This is a genomic window from Nannocystis exedens, from assembly GCF_002343915.1.
In the GTDB taxonomy this organism is placed as follows: domain Bacteria; phylum Myxococcota_A; class Polyangia; order Nannocystales; family Nannocystaceae; genus Nannocystis; species Nannocystis exedens.
This window is the reverse complement of record NZ_NETK01000001.1, coordinates 6,121,326-6,134,062: the sequence shown is the minus strand read 5'-3', so window position 1 is coordinate 6,134,062 and position 12,737 is coordinate 6,121,326. Positions and strand designations below refer to the sequence as shown.

10 protein-coding genes are annotated in these 12,737 nt (G+C 72.6%); 5 read left to right on the top strand and 5 right to left on the bottom strand.

Annotated features, from left to right (window positions below):
* Positions 1 to 3 precede the first annotated feature (3 nt).
* From NAEX_RS24180 to NAEX_RS24160, 5 genes are all read right to left on the bottom strand, one after another.
* On the bottom strand, positions 4 to 267 hold the full coding sequence (locus tag NAEX_RS24180) for a hypothetical protein (protein WP_096329842.1): 264 nt from the start codon (positions 265 to 267) through the stop codon (positions 4 to 6).
* A complete protein-coding gene (locus NAEX_RS24175) occupies positions 260 to 2,362 on the bottom strand; it encodes an AAA family ATPase (protein WP_245913788.1) in 2,103 nt (700 codons plus the stop codon). The genes NAEX_RS24180 and NAEX_RS24175 overlap by 8 nt, the downstream gene beginning before the upstream one ends.
* A gap of 13 nt (positions 2,363 to 2,375) precedes the next feature.
* On the bottom strand, positions 2,376 to 2,927 hold the full coding sequence (locus tag NAEX_RS24170; RefSeq protein ID WP_096329840.1) for a hypothetical protein: 552 nt from the start codon (positions 2,925 to 2,927) through the stop codon (positions 2,376 to 2,378).
* An 87-nt stretch (positions 2,928 to 3,014) separates the two neighbouring features.
* Positions 3,015 to 4,121, bottom strand: coding sequence for a hypothetical protein (locus NAEX_RS24165; protein WP_096329839.1), 1,107 nt, complete (start codon positions 4,119 to 4,121; stop codon positions 3,015 to 3,017).
* Positions 4,118 to 4,711 (bottom strand): 4Fe-4S single cluster domain-containing protein, encoded by a 594-nt coding sequence (locus NAEX_RS24160; RefSeq protein WP_096329838.1) that lies wholly within the window; start codon positions 4,709 to 4,711, stop codon positions 4,118 to 4,120. Before NAEX_RS24160 ends, NAEX_RS24165 begins: the two co-directional genes overlap by 4 nt.
* 123 nt (positions 4,712 to 4,834) lie before the next feature.
* Here NAEX_RS24160 and NAEX_RS24155 point away from each other — a divergent pair, with 123 nt between their 5' ends.
* From NAEX_RS24155 to NAEX_RS24135, 5 genes are all read left to right on the top strand, one after another.
* Positions 4,835 to 6,931, top strand: coding sequence for an SDR family NAD(P)-dependent oxidoreductase (locus NAEX_RS24155; protein ID WP_177325918.1), 2,097 nt, complete (start codon positions 4,835 to 4,837; stop codon positions 6,929 to 6,931).
* Positions 6,932 to 7,172: 241 nt separating this feature from the next.
* Complete coding sequence (locus NAEX_RS24150) at positions 7,173 to 8,591, top strand: diguanylate cyclase domain-containing protein (RefSeq protein WP_170135965.1); 1,419 nt, start codon at positions 7,173 to 7,175, stop codon at positions 8,589 to 8,591.
* A gap of 221 nt (positions 8,592 to 8,812) precedes the next feature.
* Positions 8,813 to 9,046 (top strand): hypothetical protein, encoded by a 234-nt coding sequence (locus NAEX_RS24145; RefSeq protein WP_096329836.1) that lies wholly within the window; start codon positions 8,813 to 8,815, stop codon positions 9,044 to 9,046.
* Positions 9,047 to 9,392: 346 nt separating this feature from the next.
* Entirely contained in the window at positions 9,393 to 9,569 is a 177-nt protein-coding gene (locus NAEX_RS50620; RefSeq protein ID WP_170135964.1) for a hypothetical protein, read from the top strand.
* Between the two features lie 502 nt (positions 9,570 to 10,071).
* Entirely contained in the window at positions 10,072 to 12,537 is a 2,466-nt protein-coding gene (locus NAEX_RS24135) for a DUF4241 domain-containing protein (protein WP_096329834.1), read from the top strand.
* Positions 12,538 to 12,737: the final 200 nt, after the last annotated feature.

The following is a 12,737-nucleotide window of genomic DNA, read 5'->3' as shown; positions in this document are numbered from 1 at the left end:
CCTTCAGCCGCGCACCCCGGCCTTCTCGCGCGCGGCCTCCTCGCGGGCCGCCGCGCCGGCCTTCGGCGCCTTCTCGACCACCACCCGGTCGACCGTCATCCCGCCGAGCACCTGCTCGAGCGGCCGGCCGATCAGCCGCTCCGCCAGCGCCCGGTGGTCGCGCTCGTGCTCGTGCGGCAGCGCGTCGCTGTCGGACTCGTAGTGGATCACCACCTCGCGCTCGCCCGTGCGCGGGTTGTGGCGCAGACGGATCGTCACCTCAGCCATCGCTCTCTCCCTTCGTCAGCGCGCTCAGCTCGGCGCGGTCGAGCACCTTGCGCGACAGCAGCGTCTCCGCCAGCGCCTCGAGCATCGCGCGGTGGCCGGACAGCAACGCCTGCGCCCGCGCCAGCTCCTTCTCGAGGATCTCCGTCACCTCGGCGTCGACGCGTTCGCGGCGGCGCTCCGACATCGGCGTCCCGTGGCGCGGCGCGTCGTCGAGGCGCACCAGTACCCCCGTGCTCGCGCCCATCCCGTACTCCTCGACCATCGCCCGCGCGATCCGGTTGACCTGCTGCAGGTCGGTGTGCGCCCCGATCGACACCTCGCCGAACACCAGCCGCTCCGCGCACATCCCCCCGAGCCCGACGCAGATGTCGGCGCGCATGTCCGCCGCCGTGATCGCGTACGGCTTGGCCCGCGCCGCCCGCAGCACGTAGCCGAGCGCCCCTTCCATGTCGGCGGCGATCGAGATCCGCTCCGGCGGCGTCGCGTGCTCGACCAGCATCGCCAGCAGCGCGTGCCCGGCCTCGTGGAACGCCACCACCCGCTCCTCCGCCGGGCTCAGCACCACCGCCGCCCGCGTCTTCCGCTGCAGCGCGCGATCGATGTCCTCCGGCGTGAAATTCTTCTCGCCGGTGCGGATCGCCTGCCGCTTCAGCGCGCGACACACCGCGTAGATGTGGTCGCCCGTGAACGGCAGCCCGCGCGCCCGCTCCGCCAGCCCCTCCGTGCGCCGCACCAGGTGCTCTTGCAATTCACGCGACAGCCCGAGCTCGAGCTTGCGGTCGTAGATCTCCACGATCTCGCGCCGGTCCTGCACCCCCGGCGCCGGGATCTCGATCAAGAACTCGAACCGCCCCGGCCGCAGCAGCGCCCCGTCGAGGCTTTCGAGGAAATTCGTCGTCCCGACCACGAACACGCTCTCGCTGCCGCGGAACCCGTCCATCTCGGTCAGCAATTGATTCACCATCGAGTGCTCGACCCCCGAGCCCTCGTACGTCCCGCGCGCGTGGGCGAACGCGTCGATCTCGTCGAACACCACCACGGCCGGCGCGCTGCGGCGGGCCTGGCGGAACACCCGGCGCAGGTTCTCCTCGCTCTCGCCGACCCACTTCGACTTCAGCTCCGGCCCCGACACGATGATGACCGTCGCGTCCATCGCCGTCGCCATCGCCTTGGCGAAGTACGTCTTGCCGGTGCCGGGCGGCCCGTGGAAGATGATCCCGCGCGGCAGCAGCCCCTCGAGCGCCTGGATCTCGCTCTCGCTGCCGAGGCTGTCCTTGCGCCGCAGCAGGTCGAGCAATTCCTCGCGCAGCCGCAGCTTCACCTCGGGGTAACCGCCGATGTCGCGCTCGAGGTCGACGTTGGGCAGCTCGACGTCTTCGCTGACCGTCTGCCGGCGCAGCTCGCGGTACACCTGGGCCGCCTGCGAGCGCCCCGGCATCGCCTCGCGGCGCAGCCCGACCGCCTGCATCAATCGCCGCAGCCGCACCGGGTTGAGCCCCGACACGTATTTATAGAGCGCGAACGGATCGAAGTGGTCGGCGTCGATCGCCTTCGCCTCGCGCTGCGTCACGATCTTCGCCAGCGACTCGCGCGGCACCCCGACGATCTCGCGGCGGACCGCGAACACCCCCTCGATCACCTTCGGCAGCGGGAAGCTCGGGTCGCGGAAGCCGAGCAGCACCGCCTCCGGGTTCTCGTAGAGCAGCGGGATCGCCTCGCGCGCCTCCATCGTCAGGCTCGTGTGCGTCGTCGTCAGCACGTCGAGGTGCAGCAAGACGATGATCGTGCGCTCGACGCTGCCGCGGATCGCCGTCGTCAGCTGCGTCAGCATCGACGCCAGGTTGCCGCGGCTCTCCTCGCCCTCGCGCGGGCGACCGTCGACGATCACGATCTGCGGCCCGCGCCCATTGCCGGTCCCGCGGCGCAGGCGCGCGCGCACGGCCAGGTACACGTGCAGCGCCAGCTCCTTGTCGCACTCGACCAGCACGCTCATCCCGCGGCGCAGCCGCTCCTCGATGAACGTCACGTCCTGCGCGCAGGCCATCTCGACCGCGTCCTCGACCCGCACCTCGCCCGGCAGGGTCTCGATCGGCACCGTGCGTCGCACGCTAGACCCGCACCTTGATCGTCAGCTCGAGCTCGCCGTCGGCCCCGCGGCCCTCGTGGACGCTCTCGATCTGGCCCATCGACGCCGCCTTCTGCCGCAGCGCCTCCGCGTACACCTTCTGCAGCGCCGCCTGCAGCTCGCCGCGGATCTCGCCCTCGTGCGCGCCGAGCCGCCGCGCCACCTCCTGCGCCAGGTCGCGCTCCGCCCGCTTGCCGGCCTCCTCCAGCCGCGAGTTCGCCTGCTCCTGGCTCGTCGCCCGCGTCGTCACCTGCTTCGACGCCGCCGCGCGCACCGTCACCGTCCGGCCGTCGGGCGACAGCGTCACCGCGACCTCGCCGAACGTGCGCGACATCCCCCCGTCCTGTCCCTTGGACCAGCCGCTCGCCGCCAGCTCCTCGCGCAGCAGCGCCGTCATCGCCCCCTCCGGCAGGATCTCGAGCATCCCGACGTCCATCTCGATCGCGTCGGTCGACGCGACCTGCTTCGCCGCGTCGTGATACGTGACCGGTCGCCAGTTCGGATCGCTGATGCGAATGCGGTACCCTCGGCTCACGCGCTCATCCTAACCGACCCGCGCGCGCCCTGGCGAGGCCCGACCGCCGCACGTCCGCCTGTGCGTCGGAGCCTCCCCCGCCGCCGCTCACCCCAGCCGCCCCGTCAGCGCCCGCGCCAGCGCGTCGAGGCGCGCGAGGTGGGGCCGCAGCACCGTGTCGAACAGCTCGAGGTACACCTGCGATTCCTCGTAGCGGCGGTCGCCGAACGCGTGGCGCGTCATCGCCTCGCGCAGCCCTGCCAGCCGCTCGCCCAGCCCCACGATCCGCGCCAGCGCCCGCCGCAGCGCGTCCTGCTGCGAGCGCAGCGTCAGCCCCGAATCGGCCACGAGCCCCGCCGACACCACCGCCGGCGGATCGGCCCACTCGCCCGTCATCAGGCGCGCCAGCGCGCGACACAGCGGCCGCGCCAGATCGAGCCGGGCCCGGAAGTCGATCGCGTCGATGAATTGTTCGAGCACGCGCGCCGCCGCCAGCAGCCGCTCCGCCCGCTCCTCGCCCGGCGACCAGCGCATGCACCGGCCGATCTGCTCCGCCCACTGCTCCGCCAGCACCTCGTCGAGGCACTCGAGCAGCACCACCTGCGGCCCGCCCAGCAGCAGCTCGAGCTTGCCCGACGACTCCTCGCCGTCGACCTGGCGCGACCAGTCCTCGAGCGCGAACAGCGTCGCCAGCGGCGAGCCGAGGCACAGCCGCCGGCCGAGGTCTTCGCGGATCTCCCGCGGCATGTTCATGCGCGCGAGGTGCCGCACCGCCAGCGCGTACACCAGCCAGTCGCCGGTGTCGGTCCCCGCGATCTTGATGATGCGACGGATCTGCCGCCGCGCCTTGCGTGAGCTGCCCTCGCCCTCCACCACCTCGGTGGGCCGGGCGATCTCCGCCAGCCGCTGCGTCGCCTGCACCCACAGCTCGTAGGTCGCCTCGGTGAAGCGCAGGCGAAAGCCCTCGCTGCGGGCCGCGTCCCAGATCCGTCCGCGCACGCGACGACCGCGGCGCAGCACCACGCGCTCGCGCCGGCCCGACTCGACCAGCACGCGCAGGCAGGTCACCGCGATCCGACGCCCCGCCACCTCGATCAGCTCCGGCCGCGGCTGCGACACCGGCTCGGTCGGCACGATCCGCACCGATCGGCCGCGGATCAGCATGTCGAGCACCTCGAGCGCGTGCCCCTCGTCGACGCTGACGGCCAGGCTCATCGCGCCACCCGCGTGCGCGGCCCGAGCAGGGGCCAGCCGTTGAGCGTGATCTCGCCGCCGCGGATCCGCAGCTCCACCGTGTTGCCGCCCTGCAGCTTCGGGTCGTCCGGCGAATAGCGCTCCGTCAAGAAGTGCAGCACCTGATTGTCGGAGCCGATGAAGCGCCGCCTCTGCGAACGCAGCCTCGCCTCGAAGCGCCCGTCGACCAGCAGGTCGGTCGCCGCCAGCAGCCGCGCCGCGGCCGGCCCCTGCGCCTGCAGCTCGGCCAGCGTGTAGCCCGAGAAGATCATCACCGACAGCCCGCGCGCCCGCACCCCCTCGGCCAGCGGCGCCAGCGCCTCCGCCTGCGCGAACGGCTCGCCGCCGAGCAGCGAGACCCCCTCGGCCCCCGACGCACATGCCTCTTCGACCAGGTCCGCCGCGCCTCGGCGCGTCATCCCCTCGCCGCCGAACGCGAGCATCTCCGGGTTGCAGCAGCCCGCGCAGCGCAGCGGGCACCCTTGCACCCACACCGCGTAGCGCACCCCCGGCCCCTCCGCCTCGGTCCGCGGCACGATCATCGCCACCTCGATCGTCGCCCCGTCCGGCATCTCGGCCCCGCAGCGTAACACGACCGCCGGCCCGAGCCCTCGCCCGCGGACGCCTCGCCCACGGCCTCGGCGGCGCGCGATCGCCTTGGTGTATCATCCCCGCCGCGCGCAGCCGCGCCGCTCATGGCCACGCCGATCGACCGCGCGAGCCTCCTCGCCGACCTCTGCAGCGACCGCGAGCTCGCGCGTCCGCGGCGCCTGGTCCATGGCGCCGTCCTGCCCGGCGGGCACCTCGACCTCGAGGGCCTCGACATCGCGGCCTTGCTGCCCGCGCTCGACCTCCCGGGCCTGCGCGGCCTGTGGCTCGGCGGCTGCGGCCTCGGCCCGGACGCCGCGCTCGACCTCGCCGCCCTCGTCGCTCGCCACCCGCGGCTGTCGCACCTCTCGCTGCGCCATAACCCGCTCGGCCCGCCCGCGCTCTCCGACATCTTGCCCGCGCTCGCCGCTCACGCCTCGCTGCGCAGCCTCGACCTCGGCCACGCCGCCCTCACCCCGCGCTCGACATGTCTCGTCGGACATGTCTTCAAGAACACCGCCCTCGACGACCTCCGCCTCGACGGCCCCGTCCGGCTCGACGCGCCGGCCACCACCGAGTGGTACCGCCTGCTCGCGCGGGTTCGATGGCACCGCCTCGCGCTCCCGCGCTCGGTCGACCCCGGCGCGCTCGTCGCCGCCGCCGGGGCCAACCCGCACCTCTGCGTCTTCGACCTCGGCGACCTCCCCCCGCACCTCCGCGCGAGCCTCGTCGCCCGCCTCGCGGGCAACGCCAACCGGCAACCCGCGCGCCGCCCCGCCCTCGACCTCGCCCGCCTGCGCCGCGCCCTCCCGCCGCTCGCGCTCGCCCCCGAGCTCCCGCCGCCGCTCGCCGACGCCGACCTCGCCGCCGCCCTGCGCGTCCTCGGCCACCTGTCCCTTCGGCCATCTCTCCTCCGCAGCGACCACCCCCGCCTCGTCGAGCTGCGCCGGGCCGTGTTCGGCTTTCATCGCGACGACCGCCGCCGAGCCCGCGGCGAGCGTCGCCGCGATCGCCGACGCCGCGAGGCCCAGCAGGCCGAAGATCGCCGGCGCATCGAAGAGGCCGCCATTCGTCGCCGGCATCACGGCGTCGCAACGCCCGCCCCCGAGCCCCCCGAGCCCACCATCCACGAGCTGCACACCGCCCGGCCCTGCTACGTGTGCAAGCAGCCCTACACCCGCCTGCACTTCTTCTACGACCGCCTGTGCCCCGCCTGCGCCGAACGCAGCTACGCCCGCCGCGGCGATCAGGTCGACCTGCGCGGCCGCGTCGCCCTCGTCACCGGCGGGCGGATCAAGATCGGCCATCAGGTCGCCCTGCGACTGCTGCGCTGGGGCGCGCGCGTCATCGTCACCACCCGCTTCGCCCGCGACGCCGCCCGCCGCTTCGCCGCCGAGCCCGACTTCGCCGACTTCCGCGAGCGCCTCGAGATCGTCGCCCTCGATCTGCGGCAGATCCCCCGCGTCGAGGCCTTCGCCGCCCGCCTCGACGCCGAGCTGCCCGCCCTCGACATCCTCGTCAACAACGCGGCTCAGACCGTCCACCGGCCGCCCGAGTTCTACGCCGCCCTGCTCGCCGACGAGGCCCGCCCCGACGCCCTGCCGCCCGCGCTGCAGTCGCTGCTCGCCGATCCACATGTCCCCGGGGACATCTCGCTCGCCGAGCACCCGCTGTTCCCCCAGCGCAGCGACGACGGCTTCGGCCAGCCGCTCGACCTGCGCGAGCGCAACAGCTGGCGCCTCCGCCTCGACGAGGTCGGCACCGTCGAGATGGTCGAGGTCCAGCTGATCAACGCCGTCGCCCCGTTCGTCCTGGGCGCCCGCCTGCGCCGCACCATGGCCCGCGCCGCCGGGGCCGCCTTCATCATCAACGTCTCGGCCCCCGAGGGCCGCTTCGACCGCGACTGGAAGGCCCCGTTTCACCCGCACACCAACATGGCCAAGGCCGCGCTCAACATGATGACGCGCACCGCCGCCGACGACTACGCGACCGACCGGATCTACATGACCAGCGTCGACACCGGCTGGGCCTCCAACGAGAACCCGGCCCCGATCGCCGACGCCATGCGCGAGCGCGGCTTCATGCCCCCGCTCGACCTCGTCGACGCCGCCACCCGCGTGTGTGACCCGATCGTCCGCGGCCTCCGCGACGGCGAATTCCTGCGCGGCGTCTTTCTGAAGGACTTCGAGCCGATCAGCTGGTGAGCCCGCCTTTTCGCAGCTCCGCGGTGGTGAACTTGACCCGCACGGCGAGCTCGAGCAGGCGCTCGCATGGCGTGTCGCCGTGAGGTCGAACTGGTGGATCGATCGCCGGAGCCTCGAAGCTCCGGGCGTGGCAACGCGCCGACCCATAGACTCAGCTCGAGAACGATGTCCGCGCCAGATCACCGCTCCGCCTCGCCCGGCGCGGACGCGCCCCCGGGAGCGATGTGCTATGCCCTTCTCCGTGGCACAGGCGCGGTCCCGGATCTCCGACTACCTGAGCTTTGCCGACGAGCGCCCCTTCATTCACAAGGCGCAGGACCAGTCCTTGGACGACGCGGGCCGGCTCGAGTATGCGCAGGTCGTCGAGGGCCGGGATCTCGCACGGGCCGAATGGCTGCGCCTCGAGGTCGCCCTCCATTCGCGCGCGACCGACGATCCCGCCGTGCTCGCGCGCTTCATCGAGCTGTCGCGGGAGATCGGCTTTGATTACGCCAACCTGCTGCTCCGCGACGTGATCATGAACTGCGGCAGCGAAACCGCCCGGCAGGAGGCCCCGCGGGTCCGCTTCGCCTTCGCCTGCACCAAGCGCTGGGAGACGCTCGCGCCGACCGACGCCGAATCCGTCCGCTTCTGCCAGCAATGCAAGGAGCACGTCTACTACTGCGACACCGTCGCCGACGCGGAGACTCGGGCGCTGGCGGGGCAGTGCATCGCCGTCCCGAAGCGCCTCTCGGACGGCGGCGCCGTCGAGAGCGACGTGCTCGGCAGGCCCGAGCCCGTCGCCGACTGGGGCCATCGCCTGTTCGCCGGCCGCCGCTCGGCGCCCGGCACCCCCGCGCTGGCGAACTCTTGCTCGCTCGTCATCCTCTACTCGCGCGATCCAGCGTCGATCGGTCAGTATCATCCGCTGGAAGCATCTTCGGCGCCGATCACGGTCGGGCGCGGCGAGCACAACGCCATCGTGCTCGCCCGAGGCTCCGTCTCGCGCAGCCATGCACGCTTCGAGAAGCGCGCCGACGGCTGGTGGGTAATCGACGACGGCAGCACCAACGGCACCTACGTCAACGACGAGCAGGTGCGGGAGACGCGGCTCCGCCACGGCGATCGCGTCAGGATCGGCGACATTCTCTTGAAGCTGGTCGATGCGCCGCCGATCGTCAAATCGACCTATACCTTGTCACCATTCGACGGGCTGACCGGGCTGCACAATCGCCGGCATCTCGTCGACCGGCTCGACCGCGAGCTCCACAGCGCGAGGGACACCGGGCGGCCGCTCGCGCTGGTGATGTTCGACATCGATCGTTTCAAGCAGATCAACGACACGTACGGACATCCGGCAGGCGACCAGGTGCTGCGGGAGATCGCGCAGCTCATGCGGCCGCACGCGCGCCCGGGCGATACCCTGGCGCGCTACGGCGGCGAGGAGTTCGCGCTGGTGCTGCCAGGTACCGACCTCGAGGGCGCCGCGTCGCTCGCCGAGCAGATCTGCGAGGAAATCGCGGCCCACACCTTCACCGTCGACGCCCGAACGATCCCGGTGACCCTCTCGGCAGGGATCGCGCAGGCGAACGAAGATCACGGCACCGCCGATCGCCTGATCCACGCCGCAGACGAGCACCTGTTCGCCGTCCGGCAGTACAGGACGCGCAGCACGTGCTGATGGAGAACCGCAACGGGCTCACGCCACGGCGGCACGGCGCTGAAATTCATCGGCGACGGCCTGCTCGGCATTTTCCCCGTCGGCGACGGCACCGCCGAGGCGGCCAGCCGCGCGCTCGCGGCCGCCGACGCTGCCTTCGCCGCGCTCGCCGAGGTCCGCGCCCGCCGCGTCGGCGCCAGCCTGCCCGCGACCGAGGCTACCTCGCGCTGCACCTCGGCGACGTGTTCTACGGCAACATCGGCGGCGCCCCGCGCCTCGACTTCACCGTCATCGGCCCGGCCGTCAACGAGGTCGCGCAGATGTCGGCGATGTGCCGCCCGCTCGCGCAGGACGTCATCGTCTCGCAGGCCTTCGCGGACGTGCTCCCCGCCGTGGTCGCGCTCGGCAGCCACCGCCTGCGCGGCGTGGCCCAGGCGCAGGCGCTCCACGCCGTCGTCCCCGCGGCGCGCAACTGACCTCCGCGATTCCTGGTTCACGAGCCACACGCGGGCCCGGAGACCGTCCTCGTCGGGGAGCAGCAGGAAAAGCCCGGGTCCGTCCGGCGTGGCATTGGGCACGTGACGCGGCCAGAAACGTGAAGGGCCAGAGCAATTTCTCGTTCGCCGTGATGCTGCGCACCGGTCGCCTGCGCTGGTGAGGTGGCAGGCGATCGGGCATGCTCGTATTTCGAGGAGACCTGCGATGAACCCATGGAGCCTTTACCAGCACAAGCCGCAACTCCTGCAGGCCCTCGTTGTCGCCGTGTCTGCGTGGTCGCTTCGCCGCAAACGTCGCGGCGACGCAGCGCAGCTGGTGTTCGTCATGGTCCTCGCTTGGGCGACGCTGGGCGTGCTCGACTGGTTCGTGTACGCGTTCGACGATCAGCTCCCCCAGGCCGTGAACCCGATCCAGCAGGTGTTCGAGTGGTTGCGCCTCCTGTTCGTCGTCGTCGGCGCCGTCGCGCTCGCCAAGCACCTCGAGATTGCCGGCGAGCGCTGAGCCCCTCTCCCGCGCGGGGGAGCGCGGTGTCGTCGCCGCCCTGTGCGTGGTCTCGTCGCCGGCGAGCGTCGTCGCGTTCGTCGGCGGGCCGAGGTCGCACCCTAGGGACGGCGGTCGCGGTCGCGCCGTCGTCGAGAATGGGCTGCCCCCCCAACGCGAATGCCTACCTCGACGAGGCCGCGACCCCGAGCCCGCGACGACCTCGAGTACCTGGGCGCTCCGATGCCCCGGCGGTCGCCCGCTCGTGGCCGACGACGCCCCGCTGCGCGCCGACCTGTCCCCGGAACCAGCCTGGCTCGCGCTCGCAGCGGCCCGTGGTCGGTCTGGCGGTCGGCACGGCGAGCCCCTCGACCACGCCAGCGCGGCCTCCTCGCGCACGCCCGGTGGCTCCCTGGAGGTCGCCCCGAGGGCCGTTCCGGCGACCACGAGGGGTCGTTCCCCGACCGGAGCGCTTCGTTGACACGTCCGGCTCCTCCGGCAAGAACAGCGGCCAGAGCCGTTTATGACCGCACGTACCCTGCCGCCCATCGCTGTCCTCTACCGGTACACCGACATCCCGACGCTCGAACGCGTCGCGCGTGCGCTCGGAATCGCCGATCCGCACGTGGGCGCGCCGCGTTACTTCGTCGTCGCCGGCGATGACTTCGATCCCGCCGGCCTCGAGCGCGGGCCGACGCCGAAGAACGCCAGGACCCAGCAGCGCCTCGCGTCGGCGTTCGACGCGTTCCTGTGGGAGGAGTTCGTCACGGCGCGCCTCGGCTTCGCGGCGCGGCCCGACGCCGCGCACGACGTGGCGCGCGGCGCCCCGACGTCGCGTTCGTACGAGGACGTGCGGCGCGCCTTCGACGCGGGCGGCCGCGCGGTGCTCGAGTGGGCCCGCTTCCGCGAGGCGGCACGTCGCCCGCGGCCGCCGGCCGCCAGCGCCGAGCTGCTGCGGCGGGCCCGGGCGCTTGCTGCCGCGGCCCACCCCGAGCGCGAGGAGATGCCGCGACTCGCCACCCACGTCGACAGCTGGAACGACGACGACCACGAGGCTCTGCGCCTGCTCGTGAAGGCCGGCCAGGCGTGGCGCCTGTGCTACTGGGAGAGCTCGATGTTTTGCGGCGACGTGGACGACTTCTTCGCCATCGTGGCGGCGATGGAGCGGGCCGGGGCGTCGTCCCGCGACGTCGTCCGCTTCGTCGCGCAGAGCTGCCTGGAGGACGTGTCGGCGCCAGTTCAGCTGTACCTGCTCGAACGCGCCGCCGAGCTCGGGGCCTGGCTCGAGCAGGCCGGCGTGCTCGCTGCAAAGGAGGACGCGTGGGTGATCCCGCCGATCGTGACCAAGCTCGCCGCGCTCCCGGTCGAGGAAGCGCTGGCGGAGAAGCGGGACGCGATGGTCGATCGCTTCCTCGACGAGCACGCCGCGCGGCTCGTGCCCGGCGCCCTCGCGGCGCTGCGCGAGGCCGACGAGGACCGCTTCGCCGCGTACACGAAGCGGGCCAAGAAAGCGCGGCCGGTCGAGGCGCCGAGCCGCGACGCCGACGAGGACATGGAGACCGAGGATCTCTCGGCGTCGCAGCGCGAGGCGCTCGCCTCGCTCGTGATCCCCGGCTTCGGCCTGCACTTCCTCGAGCAGATCGCACAGACGAGGCGCCACGAGGGCGCCACGGCCCTGAACGCGATCGTCACGCTGATGCGGCTGCTTCGCGGGCGGCCGACGACGCTCGACGAGGTCCGCGCCGCATGGGCGCAGGTCGGCCTGGCGCCGCCCGAGGACACGACCTTCCGGGGTTACGAGCGGGCCAGCCGCAGCGACGAAGGGTTCTCGTCGCGGCTCCTCGGCTTCGCCGAGCGCCACCGCGGAGCCATTCACGACGGCTGCTACGCGCCCGTGCTGTCGAATCCGGCCGAGGCTGCCGTGGCGGACGCGGAGGAGGCCGAGCAGTCCCGAGCACGTCGGGACCACGCGAGGGTCATCGCCGATGTCGTGACTCTCGGCAAGAACCACCCGCAGGTCCAGGCCGTGAGGCTGGCGGGCAAGCTCGTGGTCTCCTCCGGACGGATCGTCGCGTGCGATCCCTGCATTCGATCCGGTGCGCCGGCGTTCGAGCGCGAGATCCCGCGGGGGACGCATCCCGTGCGGGTGTTCGTCACGAAGGGCTCGCGACGAATCGGGCTCGCCCTCCTCGCGTGCTCGGACGCGCCGGTGGCCTCGTGGGTCATGGCGACCCGTCCGGGCCAGTCGCTCGCCGACCTCCAGGAGGGCCACTACTTCGGCTACCCCGTCGACACGGGGCTCGGTTGCTTCATGGACGCCGTGGCGGCCGAACTCTTGCGTGAGGCCGAGGACGCGCTCGACGACGAGTCCTTTTACGACGCCGTCCTCGACGACGCGCTCGAAGAGAACGATCAGTTGTTCGCCGACGTCCGGCCGGCGAAGCGGCACAAGGACAACGTGATCGTGTTCCGCTCGGGCGGCGGAGACGGGGTCTACGCCTCGTACTGGGGCCTGGCCGCGGATGGCGAGGTCGCGTGCCTCGTGACGGACTTCAACCTGTTCGATCCGGCGCAGAGCGAGGAGGAGAAGCGAGCGCAGCTGCTTGCGACCTGGGGGCCGTGGCTCGAGCGCGTGAGCGCGGTCCTCGGGGAGTCGCTCCGCCGGCTCGACTTCGCCGAGCCGATTCGCTCGGTCGAGCTCGAAGACGACTCGGCGACGCTGGCGTTGACCTTCGAGCGCGGCGACGTCAGCGTGCGCGCCGAACAGAGCCTGCGCGGCGAGAGGCCGATCGGGTTCGGCGTGGGCGTCCGTCGCAAGCAGGCGGAACGCGGCTTCGACTCCCTCGCCGAGGCTGCGGGGGTGCCCCCCGCCGAGACGCGGGGCGACGATCGAGAGGCCTCGCTGGCCGCGCTCGACACCCTGCTCCTGCGGCACGGGCCGGTCCTCTTCGCGCCTGAGACGCTCGCGCGCGCGTTCAAGAAGCGCTGAGCGCCGCGAGCCCAGGCGGACCCATCGAGGCGCGAGCGCGCGAAGGTCGGCAGTGGGTCCTGCTCCATGACCCCGCATCGAGGCGCCCGGGAGACGAGCCGCGTCCGCGAGCTCGCTCGTCGCTCCGGTGCCGGCGACTTCGTCTACCCTCCGAGCATCCGTGCTCGCAGTAACCGCGGGGCGCGGAGCGCTCGTGCCAC